21 protein-coding genes and 1 tRNA gene are annotated in these 22871 nt (G+C 56.7%); 3 read left to right on the plus strand and 19 right to left on the minus strand.

The window, feature by feature from the left end:
* Window position 1: 1 nt before the first annotated feature.
* The 18 genes from ACPV0M_RS04935 to dinB form a co-directional block, all read right to left on the minus strand.
* Window positions 2-862 (minus strand): UbiA-like polyprenyltransferase, encoded by an 861-nt coding sequence (locus ACPV0M_RS04935; RefSeq protein ID WP_425621846.1) that lies wholly within the window; start codon window positions 860-862, stop codon window positions 2-4.
* A complete protein-coding gene (locus ACPV0M_RS04940) occupies window positions 852-2297 on the minus strand; it encodes a menaquinone biosynthesis decarboxylase (protein WP_425621847.1) in 1446 nt (481 codons plus the stop codon). Before ACPV0M_RS04940 ends, ACPV0M_RS04935 begins: the two co-directional genes overlap by 11 nt.
* 126 nt (window positions 2298-2423) lie before the next feature.
* The gene (locus ACPV0M_RS04945; RefSeq protein ID WP_425621848.1) at window positions 2424-3152 is read right to left on the minus strand and encodes a demethylmenaquinone methyltransferase; all 729 of its coding nucleotides are present in this window, start codon (window positions 3150-3152) and stop codon (window positions 2424-2426) included.
* Between the two features lie 261 nt (window positions 3153-3413).
* Window positions 3414-3794: an adenosylmethionine decarboxylase gene (gene speD, locus ACPV0M_RS04950; protein ID WP_425621849.1), complete on the minus strand. Its 381-nt coding sequence runs from the start codon at window positions 3792-3794 to the stop codon at window positions 3414-3416.
* Between the two features lie 124 nt (window positions 3795-3918).
* A complete protein-coding gene (locus ACPV0M_RS04955) occupies window positions 3919-4680 on the minus strand; it encodes a fumarylacetoacetate hydrolase family protein (protein ID WP_425621850.1) in 762 nt (253 codons plus the stop codon).
* A complete protein-coding gene (locus ACPV0M_RS04960; protein ID WP_425621851.1) occupies window positions 4673-6862 on the minus strand; it encodes a hypothetical protein in 2190 nt (729 codons plus the stop codon). The genes ACPV0M_RS04955 and ACPV0M_RS04960 overlap by 8 nt, the downstream gene beginning before the upstream one ends.
* 71 nt (window positions 6863-6933) lie before the next feature.
* Window positions 6934-8028 carry a glycosyltransferase family 4 protein gene (locus ACPV0M_RS04965; protein WP_425621852.1) on the minus strand — a complete coding sequence of 365 codons (1095 nt, stop codon included), beginning with the start codon at window positions 8026-8028 and terminating at the stop codon, window positions 6934-6936.
* A 147-nt stretch (window positions 8029-8175) separates the two neighbouring features.
* Entirely contained in the window at window positions 8176-8367 is a 192-nt protein-coding gene (locus ACPV0M_RS04970; protein ID WP_425621853.1) for a ferredoxin, read from the minus strand.
* Between the two features lie 160 nt (window positions 8368-8527).
* Window positions 8528-9304: a response regulator gene (locus ACPV0M_RS04975; RefSeq protein WP_425621854.1), complete on the minus strand. Its 777-nt coding sequence runs from the start codon at window positions 9302-9304 to the stop codon at window positions 8528-8530.
* 279 nt (window positions 9305-9583) lie between these two features.
* Window positions 9584-10429, minus strand: a complete 846-nt coding sequence (locus ACPV0M_RS04980) for a GGDEF domain-containing protein (RefSeq protein WP_425622130.1) — start codon at window positions 10427-10429, stop codon at window positions 9584-9586.
* A gap of 17 nt (window positions 10430-10446) precedes the next feature.
* The gene (locus tag ACPV0M_RS04985; protein WP_425621855.1) at window positions 10447-10818 is read right to left on the minus strand and encodes a hypothetical protein; all 372 of its coding nucleotides are present in this window, start codon (window positions 10816-10818) and stop codon (window positions 10447-10449) included.
* A gap of 443 nt (window positions 10819-11261) precedes the next feature.
* Window positions 11262-11339, minus strand: a tRNA-Pro gene (locus ACPV0M_RS04990).
* 77 nt (window positions 11340-11416) lie between these two features.
* Window positions 11417-12058 (minus strand): HAD hydrolase-like protein, encoded by a 642-nt coding sequence (locus ACPV0M_RS04995; RefSeq protein WP_425621856.1) that lies wholly within the window; start codon window positions 12056-12058, stop codon window positions 11417-11419.
* 274 nt (window positions 12059-12332) lie between these two features.
* The gene (gene sat, locus ACPV0M_RS05000) at window positions 12333-13595 is read right to left on the minus strand and encodes a sulfate adenylyltransferase (RefSeq protein WP_425621857.1); all 1263 of its coding nucleotides are present in this window, start codon (window positions 13593-13595) and stop codon (window positions 12333-12335) included.
* Window positions 13596-13869: 274 nt separating this feature from the next.
* Window positions 13870-15090 (minus strand): aspartate kinase, encoded by a 1221-nt coding sequence (locus tag ACPV0M_RS05005; protein WP_425621858.1) that lies wholly within the window; start codon window positions 15088-15090, stop codon window positions 13870-13872.
* Window positions 15087-16025, minus strand: coding sequence for a homoserine kinase (gene thrB / locus ACPV0M_RS05010; protein WP_425621859.1), 939 nt, complete (start codon window positions 16023-16025; stop codon window positions 15087-15089). The genes ACPV0M_RS05005 and thrB overlap by 4 nt, the downstream gene beginning before the upstream one ends.
* A gap of 4 nt (window positions 16026-16029) precedes the next feature.
* Window positions 16030-17325, minus strand: coding sequence for a homoserine dehydrogenase (locus ACPV0M_RS05015; protein ID WP_425621860.1), 1296 nt, complete (start codon window positions 17323-17325; stop codon window positions 16030-16032).
* 88 nt (window positions 17326-17413) lie between these two features.
* Window positions 17414-18589: a DNA polymerase IV gene (gene dinB, locus ACPV0M_RS05020; protein ID WP_425621861.1), complete on the minus strand. Its 1176-nt coding sequence runs from the start codon at window positions 18587-18589 to the stop codon at window positions 17414-17416.
* A 179-nt stretch (window positions 18590-18768) separates the two neighbouring features.
* On the opposite strand from dinB, the gene ACPV0M_RS05025 reads away from it, so the two are divergent.
* From ACPV0M_RS05025 to ACPV0M_RS05035, 3 genes are read left to right on the plus strand one after another with little or no spacing between them, the layout of a single operon-like run.
* The gene (locus tag ACPV0M_RS05025) at window positions 18769-19203 is read left to right on the plus strand and encodes a Fur family transcriptional regulator (RefSeq protein ID WP_425621862.1); all 435 of its coding nucleotides are present in this window, start codon (window positions 18769-18771) and stop codon (window positions 19201-19203) included.
* An 18-nt stretch (window positions 19204-19221) separates the two neighbouring features.
* Window positions 19222-19473: a FeoA family protein gene (locus tag ACPV0M_RS05030; protein WP_425621863.1), complete on the plus strand. Its 252-nt coding sequence runs from the start codon at window positions 19222-19224 to the stop codon at window positions 19471-19473.
* Window positions 19473-21305 carry a FeoB small GTPase domain-containing protein gene (locus tag ACPV0M_RS05035; protein ID WP_425621864.1) on the plus strand — a complete coding sequence of 611 codons (1833 nt, stop codon included), beginning with the start codon at window positions 19473-19475 and terminating at the stop codon, window positions 21303-21305. The genes ACPV0M_RS05030 and ACPV0M_RS05035 overlap by 1 nt, the downstream gene beginning before the upstream one ends.
* 60 nt (window positions 21306-21365) lie before the next feature.
* On the opposite strand, the gene ACPV0M_RS05040 is transcribed toward ACPV0M_RS05035, so the two are convergent.
* On the minus strand, window positions 21366-22748 hold the full coding sequence (locus tag ACPV0M_RS05040; RefSeq protein WP_425621865.1) for a phage-shock protein: 1383 nt from the start codon (window positions 22746-22748) through the stop codon (window positions 21366-21368).
* Window positions 22749-22871 lie beyond the last annotated feature (123 nt).

A 22871-nucleotide genomic window follows, 5' to 3' on the forward strand; every position in this document is an offset into this window, starting at 1 on the left:
GCTAGAGCACCGCGAACAGCGTAAAAAAGAACAGGGCTAGACTCAACCCGGCGTTCATATGGAAAAAAGCCACATTCACCCGCGAAAGGTCCGCGGGGTTAACAATAGCATGCTCGTAAAAAAGGATCACAACCGCCAAAGCAACACCGACAAAGTAAAGAGCGCTCATATTCAGGACGATCCCGGCCAGCAGGAACAAAAGCGGCGCCAAGACGTGGAACACCCTGGAGACCTTCAAAGCCGAGCTGATGCCGAAACGCGCCGGGATGGACTTAAGGTTGCTTTTTCGGTCAAAATCCGTGTCCATGCAGGCGTAAATGATGTCAAAACCGGCTACCCAGAAAAGCACGCCCGCCGCGAGCAGTACCGGGGCCAGATCCACTCTGTTGGCGATGGCGATCCAGCTGCCCAGGGGCGCAAACCCGAGGGCGACGCCGAGCCAGATATGGCACGCCCAGGTAAAGCGCTTGGTGTATGAATACCCGACCAGGATGGCCACCACGAGCGGGAAGAACTTAACAGCCAGCGGGCTCAACTGGTAGGCGGCCGCCAAAAGCAGCGCCAGTGAGATCACGACATAAATCCAGACTTCGACCGCCGAGATTAGGCCGGCCGGCAGGGCGCGATTTCTCGTCCGGGGGTTGAGGGCGTCAATATGCCGGTCAATCAGTCGGTTAAGAGACATCGCGGCCGTGCGCGCGCCCACCATGGCCACTGTAATCCAGATCAGGTCGTGGGCCGAAGGGACGTGCTTTTCGGTCAGCAGCGCCCCCATGTAGGCGAACGGCAACGCAAAGATGGTGTGCTCGAACTTGATCATTTCCAAAAAGACGCGCAGTTTCCCGAGGAACTTAGAAACCATAGCTCGACCACTTCCTGTTTACAAGCGCCTTTGTTGCAGCATCCATCACGATGTCCCTCGGCCACTCGCGCGTGTGGCCGTCCAGCGGACCTTTCCGCGTCGCGTCAATACCCATCTTCGAGCCAAAAACGGCGTGGGGGGAAGCGTGATCAAGCACGTCCAGCGGCCCGTCCGCGAAAACCAGGTCGCGCCGGGGATCAATGTTATTGAAGACGCGCCACCAGACCTCTGACATGTTCTGCACGTTGACGTCCTCATCCACAACAATGATGAGTTTGGTGAACATCATCTGGCCCATACCCCACAGCGCGTTCATCACCTTGCGCGACTGACCGGGAAAGTGCTTCTTGATGGAGACCACAACGCAGTTGTGAAAAACGCCTTCCAACGGGAAATTCATATCGACGACCTCCGGCAGCACCATCTGGATCAGCGGCAGGAAAACCCGCTCGGTAACCTTGCCCAGATAGGTATCCTCCATCGGCGGCCGTCCGACCACGATGGTCGGATAGATCGGCTTACGCCGGTGTGTGATGCAGGTGATATGGAAAACCGGATAGTCGTCAGCCAGCGAGTAATACCCGGTATGATCCCCGAAGGGCCCCTCGCGGCGGCGCTCGCCGAGGTCAACGTAGCCTTCCAGGACGATCTCCGCATGCGCGGGAACCTCGATATCCACCGTCTCGCACTTGACCAGCTCGACAGGCTGCTTGCGGATGAACCCGGCCAGCAGGAATTCATCCAGGCCTTTCGGCATCGGCGCCGTGGCGGCATAAATCACGGTAGGGTCGGCCCCGAGCGCCACGGCCACCTCAAGCCGCTGTCCCTTCCTTTCGGCCGTCCGGTAGTGGTCGGCCCCGTCCTTGTGGATGTGCCAGTGCATCCCGGTCGTCCGGTCGTCGAAGACCTGCAGGCGGTACATGCCGACGTTTCTGTGCCCTGTTTCGGGGTCGCGGGTGCAGACCAGCGGCAGGGTAATGAAACGTCCCGCGTCTTCAGGCCAGCATTTAAGAACCGGAAACTTCGCCAGGCTGGGCTTGTCCCTGATGATTACTTCCTTGCAAGGGCCCGTGCGTACCGTTTTAGGCAGGAAAGACGACAGTTCGGCCAGCCTGGGCAAGGCTTTGAGCTTATCGAGAAAAGTAACCGGGAGATCGGTCGGCTGCAGGATACGCACGAGATCCCGGCCGATGTCGTCCAGGCTGTCAACCCCGAGGGCTATCCGGACCCGTTCCTCGGACCCGAAGGCGTTGATCAGCACGGGAATGTCATAGCCCTTTACATTTTCAAACAGAAGCGCCGGTCCTCCCGACTTAACCACCCGGTCGGTAATCTCGGTGATTTCCAGTTCGGCATCGACTTCCACCGTAATCCTTTTGAGGAGCCCCTTTTTCTCCAGGACGTCGATGAATTCCCGCAGGTCCTTAAAGGCCACGCCAATCTCCTCCTAGCAAAACGTTGGCATCCGGCAATAGTCTTCTATTCTTGAACTCCGCTAGCGTAACCTGTAACGTTTGGTGTAGGGTGTAAGGTGTAGGATTAATGAAGCAATCTAAACGTATCAGCGGTCTGCAACCTTTGTTCCGACGTGGACCGCCACTACCCCGCCCGTCAGGTTATAGTACGTTACGTCGACCAGCCCGATCTCTTCGAGCAGCGCTTTAAATTCTTCCTGGTTCAAAAAATCAACCTGGGACTTGGCAAGCCAGCTGTACGGCCCGTCCTGCCCGACCCCCAGTTTGCCGATCAGCGGGATCAGGTGGTGAAGGTAAAAGTTATACGCCTGTTTCATCCCGAACATGGTCGGCCTGGAGAAATCCAGGTTCACGACCTTTCCGCCGGGCCGCACCACCCTGGCCATTTCCTTGAAGACCCTGCGGAGATCGGGCATATTGCGCGAAGCCACACCCATGGTAGCACAGTCAAAGGCATTGTCCGCAAAGGGCAGTTCCATGGCGTTCGCCCATTTGAACTCCACGATACCCGAGTACGGGGTTTTGAGCAAGTTTTCCCCAGCCTTTTGGAGCATACTCTCGCAAAAGTCGACGCCGACGACCTTGCCGGTAGGACCGACAATCCTTGCCAGCTCGAAAGACAGCATTCCCGTCCCGCATGCCACGTCGAGGGCTGTCCCGCCTTCCTTCAGCCCGGCCTTCCTGGCCGTGAAACGGCGCCAGTACTTGTCCTGGTTGAAGCTCAAGACGGTATTGAGCAGGTCATACCGGTGGGCGATGGCCGTGAAGGTGCGGTGCACGAACTCCTCTTTCTGGCGGGTGTCGTTAAACTCCACTTGCTTTAACCCCTTTACTCTGGCGTAAGTTCCAGCGGACCTACGCATCCATTATATAAAATAAAAAGCGTGCCAGGATATTCCTAAGATCGTGTGTATATTCTCGATGGCCGACCCGCTTCCCTCTTGCCACCGGTCGCAAATCCCCGCGGCACGCGTTTACAAACAAAAGACCCTGCAGATGCCTACCCGTGTGTGTTCTGCAGGGTCCTCACTTCACGCTAAAATCCTTTGCAGGATTGGTACTAATAAATATCCCCCCTATTGATTTACTGCCTTCAGTTCCATGCTGTCGGGCATGATGCCCCGGACGGTCTCCTGGGCTTTGACGTGGCTGGCCTTAAAATGCTGCGTCAGGTAATTGCACGCGTCCCATGGATCGACCTTGTCGCCGCACGTAAAGACGTCGACTGCCGCGTAACCGAGTTCCGGCCAGGTATGGATGGTTAGATGGGATTCCGAGATAACTACTACACCGCTTACCCCCTGGGGGCTGAACTTGTGGAAGACGTATTCGCGAACCTCGGCTCCGGCTGCCAGAGCAGCTTTGACCATTGTCTTTTCCACATTCTTCACATCGTTTAGAGCGTCAAAATCACAACCGTAAATTTCAGCCAGGATGTGGCGCCCCAAAGGCTTCATTGACATTATCTCCCCCTTTTTCACTTATATTGCCCGGCGCAACAGATTGCCAGGATTGGCTAATTCCAGCCAAATTCAATTGTAGCATAACTCCATGCAATGTCAACAAAATTTTAGGTCTAGCTTAACGGGCAACCATATTCATTAAGTTGCCGATGTTTTCGATTTCTACCTCTATCTTGTCCCCCGGCTGCATCGGCCCTACGCCGCTGGGAGTACCGGTAAGAATAACGTCCCCGGGCAACAAGGTCATTATCCGGGAGACAAAGCTCAGCAGGTGAAACGGGTTGAACAGCATCCGGCCGGTGGACGAACACTGCCTGGTCCGACCGTTCAGGCGGGCTTCAATCCTGAGCCGGCCGGGGTCCAGTCCTGAAACAATGTATGGCCCCAGGGGACAAAATGTGTCAAAAGACTTCGCCCTGGTCCACTGCCCGTCCTTTCTTTGCAAATCGCGGGCGGTGACATCGTTGGCGCAGGTGTACCCGAAGACGTAATCCTGTGCTTGCGCCTCGCCGACCATCCTCGCCTTGCCACCGACGATCACGGCCAGTTCGGCTTCGAAATCCAGCCGGCCGACGCCCTCGGGATAAATGATGTCGGCACCGGGCCCAATAACCGAGGTAGGCGGCTTTAGAAAAATCACCGGCTCGGACGGAGCCTCGTTGTTGAACTCGGCGATGTGGTCCAGGTAGTTTAAGCCCACGCAGACAATCTTGGCAGGTTCCGCGGGCGCCAGGGGCTGCAGCCCGGCGACGGGGACGACCGTCCCGATCCGCTTCCCGCCCAGCCATGGCTCTCCTGTCAGGGGCAGGGCGTTCTTTCCCTCCACCGCCGCGTAGAAGACCCTCCCCGTGTCGTCCTTAAAACGCGCGTACCTATCCATCCTCGTCCTCCAAAAAGTAATACAGGAGCGGGGGCGCGCCGAAGATCATCGTGGTTGCCGCGGCAACAATACCGGAATCATTGGCGACAAGCGCGACGATACTGCCGAGGACAATCCCCACCGAACCCTTGAAAAGCAGCGGATGGTTCCTCTGCAGGTCCTGCATCCTCCCCAGCGGCCTGAAAAACAGGAACACGAAAGCCGCCAGGCTGGCCAGGAAGACCCGGGACCAGATGGTATAGCGGAAAAGCTTGTAATTCATGCTCACCTTTCGGGCGACAAGGTCGGACCCTTGCCGGAACACTTCGGCGATACCGCCTTCAAAAGCCAGCCGCGCCGCCCGGCCGATGTGCGATTGCTGCTCCGCCGGGCGGGAGGCGTCAAAAACAGCCGTAGCCGTCAGCAGGATCAAAAGGACGGCCAGGCCGCCCAAAACGATTCGCGCGGTGAAGCGCACGCCGAGGAACAGTAAAAGCGTAACCAAAAACGCTATTGCGGCGGTGATCGTGCCTCCCCAATTGGCTCCCAGCCCCGGATGAGCATTGGCAAAGAGGGTCAGCGCGAAAAACAGGGCCACCAACAGCAGACCGCCCGGCCGGTGCCGGCTGAGGCTGAGGAAAGAGGCGGCGGCAAGGATGGTGCTGCCGGTCAGGATGCCCATGTATTCGTTACCCAATCCGTAGTACCTTGCCCCGCCGCTGGGATCGTAACTGAGGATGGCGAACTTCTGCAGCACCGAACCCGAAAACAGGTCCCCGATAATGACCCCGGCCGTCAGCAAAGATATAAACAAGAAGGCCTTAATGGGGTTGCGCTGCCCCAGAAGGATGGTGGTCCCGGCGATGACGGCCATGGCCAGGACCAGTATCGTTATCAGGGACCCGGCCGACCTGTAAGGGAAGGCCGCTGTCAGCAGGACGGATACGGGGAAGGCCATAATCGCCAGGAGCACGGGGCGAAGGAAAAACCTGTCGGCGATGCGCAGACCCCGGGCAAGGATACTCAAGATAAACAAGGAAACAATGATAATCTGCAGCACCATATAGGTTTTGATCATCGGAACCCTTATCTGATGGTTTAGAACGATCTGGTGGTTAAGCTGCTCCAGGCGCTCCAAAGCATCCGGTTGTCCGATGGACGACATCGCCCGCCCATGCATTTCGCGTGAAGGATTCAATCCAAGATGGGCTAAAACAGTGGGGGCAAGGTCGATGTTCTGAACGACTCCTTCCCGGCGTGTCGCCGGCGAGGTGAGCAGTCCTTCACCGAAACCGGAGCCGGCAATCACCACCTGGGTTAACGTTTTATCGTCGATAATCGCTTCGGTAGATGGCGTGGGGGTTACAACGATCAGCAGATCCCTGTCCGGCTTGAGTTCCTTGTAGATGGCGGCAAGCAAACCGTCCACCCTCTCCAGCGCGGCTTTTTTTTGCTGTTCGAGCACAGAGGGCAGTACATCCTTCCGCGCTTCATCGAGACGGGACAGATCGCCCGTTTCGATAACAACCAGGCTGCTGTCGGCAAACTTGCGGAACGAGTCGAAAATCACGTCGTAGTTCGTTCGGTAGGCCCCCGGGAAAGAGGAATCAAACAGCAGCATTTTGCGGCTGACATCACCGCAATCAACGATGCCCCGGCTGTCCATCGCCAGCGTCACGGCGTGCCGCCGGTACACCCCGTTCCAGTCGGCGTTGCCGATCACACAGGTGGTCAGGCCGTTTTGATGCAATACCGACCCAAGAGCACCGGGAAGAGCGTCGTAACGAAGGTTCTCGGTTTCCCGGATGATCCTGGCGATGCCCAGGTGGACAACGTTCGTTGCCTTGGCTTCAAAACCCGTAAGCCGCTTGAACCCCTCCAGTGCAGGCTCATCCCCCCACGGTTCAAGGGCATTGTAAGCTTTGAACCCTCCCTCCGTAGCGATGATCCTGCTGCTTGCCCCAATAGTCGCGTGGGTGTTCTCAACGTTACGGATGCCTCCTGTGTTGGTATTAAGCAAGCCCCAAGAAGCAGGAATTTCCTGCAGGGTGTGAAGTTGTTTATAGTCCTCAAGGGTGGCGCGATCAAGAACGACCATGACAACCCTGCCCCTGTCACCGGCCGCGACGGCCTGGGGGGCCCATGCGCCCGTAACAAGTGCCAGGACCATAACCGGAACCAGCAGATAACGTAATACGGACAATAAATAAACCTCCCCTGACTGGCACTAGGCACTAGGCACTAAGCTATAAGCTTTAAGATATTGACCTCTGACTACCAACTACGTTGAGCACTCAGCAACTCGTTATATACGCTGATTGTACGGGTCAGCATTTGCTCCTCGCTGAACTCCCGGGCGGCCCTTTCTCGGCCCGCAGTGCCGAACCTCCCGGCCGTTTCCGGGTGCTGCAGAAGCATGGCCAAGCCCCCGGCCAGCGCCCCGGCGTCGCCCGGCGGAACCAGGAGACCGGTTGTCCCATGGGCTACAGCCTCGGGCACCCCGCCCACCGACGTCGCCACCACGGGAAGCCCCGTAGCCATGGCTTCGAGAACAATCAGCGGCAGTCCTTCCGTGATCGAAGGCAGGGCGAATAGGTCAAAGGCAGACAGCACAGCCGGGATGTCGTTGCGGTACCCCGGCATGATCGCCTCGACCCCGCACCTTGATGCTTCCTCTTCGAGTTCGGGGCGCAGGGGCCCGTCCCCCACAATTACCAGGCGCGTGCGGGTAAATCCTTCCGCGTTAAGCATGGCCGCCGCCTGGATCAGGTACTTTAACCCCTTCTGCACCGCGAACCGGGCGACCGTACCGATTACCGTTTCCTCATCGGCGATGCCCAGCTCGGACCTGACCCTTTGACGAGCCTCCCTGTCGGGCTTAAAGAAGGAAAGCCTGATGCCGTTATGAATAACGGTCACCTTGCCTGCCGGAACACCCTGGACTTCGGCCAATTCCCTCTTTAACGCATCCGACACGGTGATGATGCTGTCGGTATACCCGGCCAGCCACCTTTCGATACGGGCAAAAAGACGGTTTTTCCACGTTGGCCAGTGTTCGTAAAAGATGGAATTGTGTACCGTAAACACACAGCGGGTTTTTGTCAGGCGGGCAGCCATCCTGCCCACCAGAGCGGCCTTGGAGCCGTGCGCGTGCACAAGGTTTACACCGTATTGCCTGATGAAGGTGGACAGCATCCCGACGCATCGCCAATCGGCGACCGGAGACAGCTCCCCGGCGAGCGGGATGGTAAAAACGGCCGCTCCCGCCCGCTCGAGTTTATGGGCCATCTCCTCCGTGGGGCAAGCTGCGTAAACCCTGAAGCCGCTACGGGAAGCGCATTCCGCCAGGGCCAGGACGTGGTTCCTCATCCCTCCGGCAGCTGGACGGACGACGTATAAAATCGAAGGTTGCATTTCTCTCACCAAGTGTATGTTTCGAAAATGAAGATTCGCGGCCCAAAAGGAAAAGCCTTCCGGCGAGGAAGGCTTTGGACGCGTAATTTCGAAACCCTTTATCTAGTGTTCCCTGATGGCCTCGGTCGGGCAACTCTCCACAGCTTCGTGGGCACAGTCCTCCAGGTCTTCACGAAGGTCGTCCTGGGTCGTGGCCACGGCCTTATCCTCATCGTTCCAGTCGAAGATCTCCGGGCAGGTATCGATACAAGCCCCGCAACTGATGCAGAGTTCGGGATCAACTTCCACTCGCATATCGTTCAACCTCCAAACTAGATTAGTCCCGGACTAAACGCTAGTTTGGCTTAAGGCCATCCAAACTATACAGGCGCAAAAAAGATTGGCAGCGGAAGTTGATCACGGCGCGTGGATCATTTTGCGGGTCACGCCCCTCGGTTGGCTGGGATTGTTTTCGCTAATTCGTTAGTTCTTCGGCTAGACGCTTCCGCACTAACTTAAACAACTCCCCGTCTTCGTTGCCATCAGCAGGGAATGTCGCCATAGCCAGATACCACTTTTCTTTGTCTAGTGTACTAAACCAGGTCTTCAGTTTTCCTGCCACCACTTCGGCGCCACTGTTATCTGTTAACGGCAAGACAATTCCCAGTACGCTGGGACCAAACGGTAAGACAGTGTCTATCTCCCGCAATTTCTGCCGGATGACCTTCGCTGCTTTGGAAGTTTGATCATAGGAGGCTTGCCCCCGCTGCGCCAAGATGAGAGTCAGCGATGTCTTCCCCCGCCTAGCTCTTTCTATTTCCTGTCTTAGAATCTTATGAAAGTCTTGGCTCAGTTTAGCTTCGTCTCTTCGGAACGGATTCATAAGCTTCTCCACGCGTTGGATGAGCTGTTCCACTTTGAATGGTTTTCTGATAAAATCAGCGGCACCCAATTGTAGCGCCTGCTTGATCGTAGAAACACTGCTATCCACACTTACTATCACGACTGGTACCTCGGCATAACCAGGAATACTTCGTAAGCTTTTTAAAATTTCTAACCCGCTCATTTCCGTCAGAATAACGTCCAAAATCACAAGACTAAAGGTCTCCGGTAACCGCCTTCTTATTTCGGCAAGTGCTTCTTCACCACTGCCGAGTACCGTTGCCTGGTAGCCCCTGGCATCAAAAGCGTTCTTTATTGTGAGCCTTAGCAGCAGAGAATCGTCAACAACAAGTATTTCCTTACTACTCACAGAAACCGCACCTCCGCAGTTCCTTCGACTCACCGTTACTTTGCTTCATCGTCTTCAGAAAAGAATTCCCTGTTAATCATAACATCGCCGATCTGATTAAAAAAGGTTCAGTAATTAATTATAATAAAACCCGCGGGCTCAGTGCCGGCGGGCATCCACATTCCTCTTTTGTTTGATGTCTTGTCAGATTATCTGGCAGAATAGTTCCGGAAACTTACGCGAGTATAGCAGCCCGTCAGTGTGTCAATAACGCCGGGCCGCAAACTGACCCCCGCAGAGTCACTCGCTCTCTCCAGCAAGGCATACCTTCTCAGCCACAACCATCGGTTTTCCGTCTTTCTTGGCGGCTGTGGAGGCAAGACTGGCCATGTTAATAAGATCGCTTACGGTGTAGATTTCGTTTCCTGCCCGGCGCACGTCCTGCCGCCGTCCCCCTGCCACGCCGGCCGACCCGGTCACTTTCACGCCTTCCGGCCAGCTTTCTGTCTGAAGCGCAGTAACCATGCGTATTGCAAGCTCTCTAGCTTCGTCCAAGGACCTGGTGGTTAACACGGCGAACTCATCTCCCGCATAACGGGAGAGGTAGTCCACGCCGTTCGCCATAAGGCTTTTTAGTCTCTTCGCCACCAGCACCAAAATTTCATCGCCGAAAACGTGCCCGTATTCTTTATCAATGGTACCAAAATCGTCGAGATCGAGGAAAACGATAGCAATCTCTCTTCCCTGCTTAACCAATTCTGACGCTTTTCTCTGCAGAAACTCCGCCCGTTCCAGGCCTGTCAGGCTGTCAACATGTTTGCCAATTTCACTGTGAAGGCGCGACTTCGTCACGATGCCCAGGGGTGCATCCCGTTCCACCACAACAAGGCGCTCGATGCCATGTCGCTCCAAGAGTTCTTTGGCCTCCCATAAGGAATTCCCCGGTGCAACGGTCACCACTTCCCCACTCATGACATCGGCTACCAGCCTGTTGGGATGAGCATTCCTAACATCCCGGGAAGTGACGATGCCGATAAGACGGCCTTCATCCACAACCGGCAGACATCCGATTCTCCTCTGCTCCATCAACTCTACAGCCGCCTGCACAGACCGGTCAGACGAAACAATAACCAACGGTTGGCTCATAATGTCTTGGACTTGCACTACAGTTCCACCGCCCGAGACACGTAGATCACAACGTCAACCTGTACTTTAACAATCGTGTTCTCGGCCGCCACCCTTTCTCCTTCTTCTAAGATGATTGGCAGGAGTTTCTCCTCGGGAAGGATTTTAAGTAAAGACTTCTTCACGACCACGGCCTCGAATAACGGATGCTGCAAGCGAATAATCTCGTACTGTTCCGGGGAAAGCGCATCCACCATCCTTCTTACCGCTTCAGGGCCTATTGGTGCTTTTCTTCCCACCAGAAGCACGTCTCGCATTGGCGGGAACTCAAATTCCGACAGCTTCAGGACTATCTCGCCCCTTCTAGTCGGCTCCGAGAATGAGCTTTGTTTGCCTTCCTTCGCACCCATTACTTTAACCCCCTATGGAGACTAAAAGCACGCATCAAACGACTCTTCATACGTAAACAAAGGCTTGTCTCGCGGCTAGAGCATTTACCGGGTCGCAAAAAAATAAACGTTCTCCATATCATTAATTTCGGTCAGAAATAATCAAGCTTAAGTGGATAAGAGTTCGGTAAAATAGATAAATATTCCTGCCGGCAAGATAATTCCCTTGTTCCAATCAATTCTCGTTTTTCACTGGACTTTTTGCACGGTACACTTGCTCACCGCCTCTCGTAGTTTTCTACGTGAATATGAACCCTCGGGATGTATATACGTATATACGTTATTGTTACCGATCGCTCGCCTTAAAAGCGACGGGTGGTTCCTTACGGAACCCTAACTTGGCCTTCCCTCAAAAACTAAAAACCGCGAAACCCTTGGTATTACTGGCTTCGCGGGTCGTTTACTGGTCGGAGCGACAGGACTTGAACCTGCGGCCTCTACCACCCCAAGGTAGCGCTCTAGCCAAACTGAGCTACGCCCCGTTCGTAATTGATGCATTTTTTATAATACCAAAGCACGCGCCCGAAGTCAAGCAACCCCGCCGTGCGGCGTTCTTTGACTAATCAGCCGGTGACAGATACTTTCTTAAATCGCTCCAGTGGTACAGCACCCCGTCGGCGTCCACCTCGTTGAGGTCGGGGCCGCTGGTTATTCCCCAGGCCACGGCCAGGGTCATAACCCCGGCCCTGCGCCCGGCCACAAAATCAAAGCTGCTGTCGCCGATGAAAACGGCCTGGTCAACCGATGAGCGCAGGAGATCAAGAGCCTTGAAAACGGGTTCCGGTTCGGGTTTGGGCTTGCGGACGTCGTCGACCGCGACGAGCGCATTGACAAAGGGCTCCAGCGAGCAGCAGCTTATCGCTCTTTCAGCTACCTTCCGGGTCTTGGAGGTGACCACTCCGATCTTGTAACCGCTTTCGGCAAGCCCTGACAAAAGTCTTAGGGTGCCGGGATAAGGACGCGTGCGGGTGTCATGCTCCAGGCCGTAATAATACTGGTAGAGGCGGAAGAACTCCTGGTGTCTTTCCCCCGCATAGTGCCTGGCTATGTCGCGCAACGGCACGCCGATAAAAGACATGACCTCTCCCCCGCGCCAGGGAATCCCCATCGACTGAAAGACCTTTTGGTAAGTGTCGCGGATCAACGGCAGGGTATCCACAAGGGTACCGTCGAGGTCGAAGAGCACGGTATTGACAGGCACGGTTTTTTCGCTCCTTCAAGAGAGTGCACTTCCAGAATAACTCATAAAGGATGTCCATGTCAGGTGCCAAATACCGTCAGAAATAGAACACCCCCGGTGAACGGCCTGTTGAAAAACCGAGGGCTGTTCAAAAACAAGCATGGCGCGGAAGGCGAAGCCGGCCAGCGCGGAGCGTACTGGGGTGGTACGTGAGCACTGGCCGGCAAGCCTGACAAAGCCAGGCGAAGTTTTTCAACAGCCCCGTGAACCGGGGGTGTCTATGAAACTATAGCGCTTACTTCTGGCCTTCCTGGATCTTCTTGAGCATTTCGGGAGTGATGTCTTCGTAGGCGCCCTTCTTGATCTCGACCTTCTCGGCGGTCTTGTAGTACTCCTTGAGGATCTCGATGACTTCCGGACGGCCGAATTCCTTCGGGAGCTCTTCCCCTTCCTGCATCGCCCGGCGGAACTGGGTGCCGGAAACGACGACGCGGTCTTCCTTGGAGTGCGGGCAGGTCATCAGGGAGGCCATGCTCTCGCACTTGTAGCAGTAGAAGGTCCAGTTGATCTTCATCGGCTTTAGTTCGAGGGCTCCCGGCCATAGCTGGTCAAAGATAACCTGAGCGTCAAACGGGCCGTAGTAGCTGCCGACACCGGCGTGGTCGCGGCCGACGATCAGATAGCGGCAGCCCCAGTTCTGGCGGAAAACGGCGTGCAGTAGAGCCTCACGCGGGCCGCCGTAGCGCATTTCCATCGGGTAAACGCCGAGCTGGATTCTTTCCTGCGGGAAATAGTTCGTCACCAAGGCTTCGTAGCACTTTACGCGGACCTCGCCCGGGATGTCGCCCTTCTTGAGGGCGCCGACGATGGCGTGAATGAAGCAGCCGTCCACAAGGCCGGACTCCATGGCAAACTTGCAGAGGTACTCATGCGAACGGTGCATGGGGTTGCGGGTCTGGAAAGCGACGACGCTGCTCCAGCCCTTTTCCTCAAAGATCTTCCGGGTCTCATCGGGGTAGGTGTAGTAGAGCGGGTATTTCGCCTTATACTTGCCCTCGTTCAGGGCCTTGACCTTGCCGCCCAGGTTGTATTCGCCCTGAGCCATAACTTTAGCAACGCCAGGGTGGCCTTCAGCGTCCAGGGTCTTGTAGACTTCGTTGCACTCGGCTTCCTTGTCGATCTGGTAGATGTCCTCGACCAGCATGGTGGCGTAAAGTTCGCCGGATTCCTTGTCATAGAGGGCGACCTCGCTGCCTTCCTTAATACCGGCGGCCTGGAGATCGTTGGCGGAGATGGACAGGGTCACGGGCATCGGCCACATCGTGCCGTCGGGAAGCTTCAGGTCGTAGACGCAGCCCTTCCAGGCATCGCGGTTCATGAATCCTTCCAGCGGAGTAAAAGCGCCGGTACCGAGCATCAGGATGTCGGAGGTTTCCCTCGAGGTCATGTAGACCTTCGGGAGTTCGGCAGCCCTTTTGATCTCTTCTTCGCGGGCGGCACCTTGAAGGAATAGCGGCATGAGCACCTTTTTAGGGCCATGTGGATTTGGAAGCGCCATGTGTTGTTTCCCCTCCTAAAAGTTAAATGTGTGATTGTGATTTAGGGAACTTGTTTGTTCCCCTACAAACGCTCGTTCTGACGTTCACTATACCAAAGACCGCTAAATCAGTCAAGAATCTTTTGGACAAACACAACATCCCTTACCTGTTACAAGTTGCTGCGCCTGCTTTACTTTATCGGGCCTCTTGCATCCCGCACGTGATAGCTCGGGCAGCCAAGTTACGGTAATCACTAATTCAATGCGATGCTGAAAACAAACAAGTCCAAGCTACCTAGAGCCCGCCTTCCGCCAGCTTAAACCGGTCGTGCAGGACCCTGACGGCCTGGTGCACGTACTCACGGGCGATGACGCAAGAAACCTTGATTTCCGAGGTGCTGATCATCTCGATGTTGATCCCCGCCGAGGCCAGAGCCTCGAACATGGCCGCGGCCACCCCGGGGAAGCTGACCATGCCGGCGCCGACAATCGAAACCTTGGCCAGGTCATCCTCGTGGGTATAACCTTTTGCGCCGATGTCATTCAGGATTCTCTCCACGACCGGAAGAGCCTTCCGGAGGTCGTCAGTGCCGACCGTAAAGGCGATGTCATTGCGCCCGTCACGCATGGCCCCCTGAATAATCATATCCACGTTGATATTTTCATCCGCTAGGGCGCGAAAGATGCGCGAGGCTATGCCGGGTTCGTCCTTAACATCGAAAAGCCCTATCTTGGCTACGTTCAGGTCGTGAGCGATACCGCTTACCACCGCTGCCTTCTCCATGTCCCGAACCTCCTGGATTAGCGTCCCAGCATTGTTGTTAAAGCTTGACCTTACCACCAGCGGCACCGAGTATAGCTTGGCCAGTTCCACTGCCCGCGGGTGCAGGACCACCGCCCCGAGGCTGGCCAATTCAAGCATTTCGTCGTGCGAAATAACGTCGAGTTTCCTGGCCTCGGGCACCACCCGGGGGTCAGCCGTATACACCCCGTCGACGTCGGTATAAATCTCGCAGAAGTCGGCCTTGAGCGCCGCGGCGACCGCAACGGCCGTGGTGTCCGAGCCGCCGCGGCCGAGAGTGGTTATTTCGCCCTGTTCGTCAACGCCCTGGAAACCCGCCACCACGACGATACGCCCGCGTTCGAGTTCGGATCTGATCCTTGAAGGGTCCACGCCGGCGATGCTGGCCTTGTTGAAAACACCGTCCGTCTTGATCCCCGCCTGCTCGCCGGTCAGGGAGACGGCCTTAAAGCCCATCCCCTCCAGGGCCATCACAACCAAAGCGATCGACACCTGCTCCCCTGTAGCCATCAGCATATCCATTTCACGCGCGGGCGGGTCGCTCGATACCTTGTGCGCGAGTTCGATAAGATGATCCGTAGTGTCGCCCATGGCGGAGACCACGACTACGACGTCGCGGCTCTGTTCCTTCGTCGCCGCGACTCTTTCGGCAACCCGCCGGATACGCTCGGGATCGGCTACCGAACTGCCCCCATACTTCTGAACAACGATCATTTCTTCTCTACACTCCCTGGCACAACCCGTACTGTTGCTCCGTTGACATCCGGTTGAAGAACATTGATGCCGGCCTTAAGGTTCAGTCGCCGGTAAGCGGTTGTAAAAGCTTCGGCCACATTTCCCGCGTGTTCCGGCTTGACGAGGGCCAACAGCGTGGGACCGGATCCGCTCAGGCACACGCCGAGAGCCCCGGCTTCCATTATCAATGCGAACACGTCGTCCATTCCCGGAACGAGTTTTTTCCTGTATTCCTGGTGAAGCCTGTCCTGCATGGCGGAGCGCAACAATTCAAGCCTGCCCGTGGAAAAAGCCCCTACCAGGAGACCCAGCCTCCCCAGGTTAAAAACGGCATCCTCAAGGCTCACCTGCCGGGGAAGCACGCGGCGCGACTGTTCCGTCGACAATGGGAAATCCGGTACGGCCACCACCGCCGTCATTTCTTCGGGGGGGGTAAGCCGGACATAATAAACCCGGTCGCCTTCAACCGCGGCGAGCACGACCCCTCCCAGAAGGGCGGCGGCGCAATTGTCAATGTGGCGCTCAACGCGCACAGCCAGCCGTAGAATATCTTCCGCGGGCAGCCGTAAGCCCAGCACCGCGCCGGCGGCTACGATGCCCATTATGACAGCGGCCGCGCTCGACCCGAGGCCCCGGGTTACCGGGATGCGGTTGACGAGGTGCAGCCTTAAGCCCGGCAAAACCGCTCCCAGTTCAGAGGCCGCGAAGCGCATAACCCGGACGACCATGTTGCGTTCATCGCGAGGCAGGGTGTCCCGACCCTCGCCTTCGATCGTTACGGCAAGACCGCGCTCCCGGCGGGAAATAAAACACTCGTTCCGGAGGTTCAGGGCCATACCCAGGCAGTCGAAACCCGGCCCGAGATTAGCGGCGGTTGCCGGAACAGAGACTACCAGGCATTCTTCGCTGGACATGCGATCATGACGTCTCCCCTACGACGCGGATGACATTGTTGATGGCGTTGACCACAGGCAGGCCGGCGAGTGTGGCGATGGCCGACCGCACGTTTTCCTCGGCCACGTCGTGGGTGATCACAACCAGTTCGGCATTCCGGTTTACCGTCACCTTCTGCGTAACGGCAGCCAAGCTAACCATGTTGTTTCCGAAGGCGGTGGCTATTTGCGCCAAAACACCGGGTCTATCCACGACATTAAGGCGGACGTAGTTGCGGCTGATCACCCTGCCCATCGGCTTGATGGGCTTTTCCGCAAAGCAGGTGCACCCGATGATGCCGGGAACCTTGTAGCGAACATTCCTGGCCGCATCCATAACATCGGCGACCACGGCGCTCGCGGTCGGCAGTTCGCCCGCCCCGCGCCCGTAGAACATTGTGTCGCCGACGGCGTCGCCCTTAACAAAAACGGCGTTAAAAACATCGTTAACGGCAGCCAACGGGTGTGACTCGGGCAGCAAGGCCGGATGAACACGCGCCTCGATGCCTTCCGAGGTATCCCTTGCGATGGCGAGAAGCTTAACGACGTAACCCAGTTCCCTGGCGTAGGTGATATCCTCAGCGGTGATCCGGGTGATGCCCTCCACATATACGTCCGCTACTTCCACCCGGCTGTTAAAGGCGATGGACGCTAGAATGGCGATCTTCCTGGCGGCGTCGTATCCTTCAATATCGTTGGTGGGGTCGGCCTCGGCGTAGCCGTTCTCTTGCGCGTCCCTCAGCACGTCCTCGAACCGGGCGCCCTCGGCGGACATCTTCGAGAGCATGTAGTTCGTCGTACCGTTAACGATACCGATGACTTCTTCAATGCGATTGGCTGCCAGGCACTGCTTGAGCGCCCGGATGACAGGAATCCCGCCGGCAACGCTGGCCTCAAACAACAGGTCGCAACCGTGCGCCTCGGCCAAGGCAAAAAGTTCTTTGCCGTGCGCGGCGATCATGTCCTTATTCGCGGTAACAACGCTCTTACCCCGTTTCAAAGCCTCCCTGACGAGTTCCAGAGCGGCCCCCGTCCCGCCGATCACTTCAATGACGATGTCAATGCCGGGATCGTCAAGGATATTCCCGGGGTCGGTCGTCAGCACGTCCGGAGGCAGTTCCAGGCCGCGGTTTTTAGCCGGATCGCGAACGAGGATCTTGCTCAGCACGAGTTCCACGCCGGCGCGCTGGGCGAGAAGATCGCCGTTGCTCCGAAAGATCCTGGCCACGCCGCGCCCTACCGTACCCAGCCCTAGCATGCCCACGCGAATTTTCTCAGCCACTGAATTACAACTCCCAACGTCTTGCAAATCACTTCCATTATATCGGGGAAACCTCGCAAATTCCAGCAAATACTTCGAAAATAACCCGCTATTTCCCGTCCTGGTAACCCTTCGCCAGCCATTCCGCCGCCGGCAGGACTTTAACCCCGGTCTTGCGGGTCACGTCGTCGCCGACCTTGGCCAAACGCATCTTTCGCTCCCGCTCCCCCGTAAAAAGCGACAGTTGTACTCTGTCTACGGGGATAAGCTTACCGCAGGAAATGCCGATTAAACGTACCGGTGTGCCCGTCCAGCTCTGGTTGAGAAGAGCAACGGTAACCGAAGCCAGTTCCCCGGCCAGGCACGTCGGCTCGGCCAGGCGCTTGCCCCTCGTAATCAGTTTGAAATTGTAGAACTTTATCTTAAGTGTCAGGTGAGCCGCCAGGTACCCCTTGCTGCGGAGGGCCCGGGCCACGTCCTGGGCCAGGACGGCGATTTCCCCCTTGAGAATCTCTCCATCCCCGATATCCCGGGGGAAAGTCACCTCACGGCCGATGCTCTGAATCTTACGCACAGGCTGGACCGCTCGATCGTCCCGCCCTCTCGCCTGGGCGTACAGCTGGTGCCCGTACACGCCGAAAAGCTTTTCCAGACGTTCGAGAGACATCTCCCGCAACTGGGCGACGCTCATTATCCCCATTTCATTCAGGCGCCGAGCTGTCTTCTCGCCGACGCCCCACAGCGATCTGACCCCGAGCGGGGCCAAAAAATCCAGGACTTCGTTCTGCTCAACAACCGTTAATCCTGCGGGTTTGCGGAAATCGGATGCTATCTTGGCAATAAGCTTGTTCGGCCCCAGGCCGACAGAACAGGTGAGCTGAACAGCGGAGCGTACCTCATCCTGCACCCGTCTCCCCAGTTCCACCGCCTGAAGGCGGGATTTAACCGTACCGGTAAGGTCGAGAAAAGCCTCGTCCAAAGAAAGCGGCTCAACCAAGGGGGTCAACCGGCAAAAAAGCGCCATGACCTCCTCGGATACCCGCGCGTAGCGCCGGTGGTCTGGTGGCACGACAATCAATCGCGGGCAAAGGTGGATTGCCGCGGCCGTGGGCATGGCGCTGCGCACCCCGAACTTGCGGGCTTCGTAGGAGGCGGCGCATACCACCCCCCGCTGGTCCGCCGGCCCGGCGACGGCCACCGGCCGGCCTCGCAGTTCGGGATGGTCCCGCTGTTCCACCGACGCAAAAAAAGCGTCCATATCAACGTGCATGACCCAACGGTCCACTTTGGCATCACCCCGCAACATACATTTTATCGCAAAAAGCGCCTCTCTTCTCTCCTAAAATCGGTTAAACCGTTGTTTTTGAACCTTGACAGGAGAAGCCGGCAGTTGACCATTCCTTGGGCAGCATCTAGGATTAGTTTTGATACAGAGACGCAGTCTCAATAAGGAGACAGCACTCCATGCCCGGTGAAATCGAAAGGTTTAAAAAATACCTGGTGATGAAGGGTTGCCGTCTGACCACGGAAAGACGGCTGACCCTTGAAGCCATCCTTGATTTTTCCGAACATTTTACGGCCGAGGATCTCCTTGAAAGACTGCGCAACAGACATCACAAGGTGTCCCGGGCCTCCGTTTACCGAACCCTGGAGGTCCTTGTCGCCTGCGGCATGCTACGTAAAATGGGGCTCGGCGAAAACCGGGCCTATTACGAGTATCACTGGCAGACTCATCACCATCTCGTCTGTGCGGAATGCGGCAAAGTCATAGAGTTCACTCACCCCCTTTTCAACGAGCTCGAAGAAGCGGTGCGCACCGTCTACAGCTTTGACGTCGCTGACCACACACAAACCATCACCGGCATCTGCCGGGCGTGCAGTGCCAAATCAAACAACTGACCGAGGAGAACACGCGCTATGGAACGTCAGCAAGAAAACCGCATGGCCTTGACCCGTCTGAAGTCCGGTCAAACCGGAACGGTGGTCGATATCCTGGGAGGACGCAGCATACACGACCGCCTGTACGCCCTGGGCATCCACCGGGGAAAGAAGGTGACCAAGGTTTCCTCCATGTACCTGCACGGGCCGGTCGTGGTGGACCTCCAGCACAGCAAAATCGCGCTGGGGTTTAACCTTGCCGATAAGGTTGTGGTGGAGGTCGAACACTAGTGCGCGTTTTCCTTGTCGGAAACCCCAACGTGGGGAAAAGCGTGCTTTTCAGCTGCCTTACAGGAACCCGGGTGGTTTCGGCGAACTATCCCGGGTCCTCTGTTGAATTTACCCGCGGCTTCATGCAGCACAACGGCCAAAGGGTGGAAGTGATCAGCGTTCCCGGCATCTATACCCTTGAGCCGCTTGGCGAGACTGAAAAAGTCGCCGCCGAGATGCTGAGCCATGGCGATTTGGTCATCAACGTCGTCGACGCCACCAACCTGGAACGAAACCTCTACCTCACCCTGCAACTGCTCGAGCGCGGCATCCCTGTGATTGTCGCCCTCAACCTGTGGGACGAGGCGCAGCACAAGGGCATCGTCATCAAGCACGAAGAGTTGGAAAGGCTTCTCGGTGTCCCTGTCGTTCCCACCGCCGCCGTCCTCTCAAGGGGCATCAAGCACCTGTTGGGCAGGCTGCCGGACGCGAAACCGGGCGATCTGCCTCCGGCCGGCGAGGACGAGCGTTGGGCCCTGGTGGGCCGGATAACGGCCCGGGTCCAGACGGTCACCCATAAACACCACACCTGGCTTGAAATGCTGGAAGACGCCAGCATCCGCCCGTTTACCGGCCTGCTTATGGCGGCGGCCGTTATTTTCATCACCTTCAAGGTGCTCCGGTTTATCGGGGAGGGACTGATTATCTACGTCCTTGACCCCTTGTTCAACAATTACTACGCCCCTCTCATTCTAAAACTTCACCCTGTCCTTGAACCGTCACCCTTCTGGCACAACCTTTTAATCGGCCACATAGAGGGACAAAAGGTCGACTTCATCACTTCGATGGGGGTTCTGACCACCGGGCTGTACGTCCCTATCGGGATGGTTCTACCTTATATCCTGGCCTTCTACCTGGTCCTGGGCTTCCTGGAGGACCTGGGATTCCTGCCGCGCCTGGCCGTTCTCCTGGATTCGGTCATGCATTCGGTGGGCATGCACGGATACGCCATCATCCCGATGATCCTGGGGCTCGGGTGCAACGTGCCCGCCGCCTTGGGCATTAGAACCCTTGAAAGCAGGCGCCAGAAGTTCATCGCCATGACCCTGATGGTCGTGGCCATTCCCTGTTTTTCACAGACGGCGGTCGTTATCGCCCTGGTGGGCAAACACGGGGGAATCTACCTGGCTTACGTCTTTGCGACCCTGCTGGTGATTTGGATCAGCCTGGGGCTGATCCTCAACCGCTATGTGCACGGCTCGACCCCCTCGCTCCTCATCGAGATCCCGCACTACCGCATTCCGAACTGGCGACAGCTGGGGAAGAAACTGTCCATGCGCCTTAAGGGCTACACCCTCGAAGCCGTGCCGTCGGTGATCGCCGGCATCATCTTGATCAATTTCTTGTTTACCTACGGCATCGTAGACCTCCTGGCCAGCGTCTTCGAGCCGTTGATCGAAGGGTGTTTCGGCCTGCCGAAGGAGTCGCTCGCAGCGCTGATCATCGGCTTCCTGCGCAAGGACGTGGCCTTAAGCTTGCTCCAGCCTCTGGGCCTCGACATCCTGCAACTGGTTGTGGCTTCCGTCCTGCTTACCGTATACTTCCCCTGCATCGCCACCTTTTCGATCCTCCTTCGCGAACTGGGAGGACGCGACATGCTCAAGGCCACGATGATCATGTTTGCCACGGCCTTCGTTTCCGGGACGGCCATCAATTATGCGATCCACAACAGCCCCAACACCATCTGGCTCGTCCTGGGGCTGATGCTGGGCGTCGCCTTCTTGATCAGCCGCGGGCAGAACCGTGCCGCTCCCGAACATGAGGCAAAGACCTTCTCAGACTTCCGAGCGTAAAAAAGAAAGGCCTGCCAAGTTCCAGACAGGCCCCACAACACCTTACGGAATTACCCGTTTCTATCTGCCGAAGACCGCGCCTATCCGCATGGCCAGCCTGACCAGCCAGCCTTTCAGCCGCCGCTCCATTCTGCGGTACTCCTCGCGCATCTTGGCCATTTCCTGCTGCATAAAGCGTATCGACCGCTGCAGGTCTTCCCCGGCTTCGAGGGCATCCTTAAGGTCGCTCTGCAGCCTTTCGATCTCATCTTCGAGGTACTGCTCCCTCTTGGACTGCCCCTGCCGGAGTTTTTCCACCCGCTCCCGGAGGTCGATGATCTCGCTCTGCAGTTCAGCCATGCGCGTGGCATGCGTTTCTTTCAGTTCAGCTAGAGACGCCTGGCTCTCCCTGTATTTTTCCTTGTACTGCTGGAGCTTGGCAAACATCCCCTCCAGGTTCTCCTGTGCGGCTGCCAGGGACTCACGCAGGCTATTGCTATCTTCCTGTGCCTGGCGGGCCCGCTGCACCCAGAGCCGGCACTGGTATAGGATGCTCGCCGCCTTGGATTCCAGCTTTTTGACCTGTTCCTGGTAATAAAGGATTTCTTTCTTGCGCAGCGAAAGCAGGAGGTCTTTCTCCGAAACCTGATTGGCAAGATGCTCGTATTGCTCGCGCACGAGGGCGTGCGCGGCCATAGCCGCGGCCACCTCTCTCTGCGAAGCGGCCAACTCGTCCATCTGCACCTTCAGGTGCTGTACCTTCTTATGCCATTGTTCTCTTTCCTGTTGCTTACGGCGTTTTTGCTCCTTTAAAATGTTGAGGTACTTCTTCGTTACAGCGTCGTATACCTGATGTGCTTTGCTATTGTATACCCAGAGGGAGTCTCCGCGTTTTTCGAAGTAGGGGAATTTCTCAAGGATGGCTTCTACACTCTTCTCTCCCGTTTCCCGCCAGTTGTTCACGACACTGACCACCTGGGCGAGCGTCAGGCCCCCCGGATGCAGGCGGAAGGCCTTGATCGCCAGGTGTTTGAGCGGATAGCCGCCCGCGTCGAGATCCCACTCCGTAAGCCCCCAGGTCCCGTTGGACAACTGCACAAACCGGCCGTCCGAGATCAGGTTGGCTTCCTCGGCGATCAGCCGCCGGAGCTTTTTCTTCTTCGACTGGCTGGACTTGATGATTTCCCAGAGGCTTAAAGGTTCCTGGCGTTTTAGAAGCATGTGGTAGAAGTGGTCGTTCTCGCGGTCACCCTTCAGGTCGAGCCGCCACTGCCCGTCTCCGGTGGGGACAAAGCAACTGTGCTGCTTCAAACAGAGTTCCACCTTCTCCTCAACCTGCGCCAGCGACTGGTCCTTCAGCATCTTGCGCCGTACATAGGGCGCCAATTCCTTGGCCGGCAACGTTTCAAAAAAGAAGAGGGTTCTTTTGAGTACATCCGTCAAGGAGTGTAGATTGCCGTTCACCCCTAACCTTCTCCCTTCCGTTACTAGTAATTCCATTATTTTCCTAGTTCTAGGTCAGGGATGATATCCCTGCGCTTAAAGGTTAAATTATTAACGTATTTTTCTTACATGCTTCTACACAAA

Source organism: Desulfosceptrum tomskiensis, assembly GCF_049818055.1.
GTDB lineage: Bacteria > Bacillota > Desulfotomaculia > Desulfotomaculales > JASEER01 > JBFLVT01.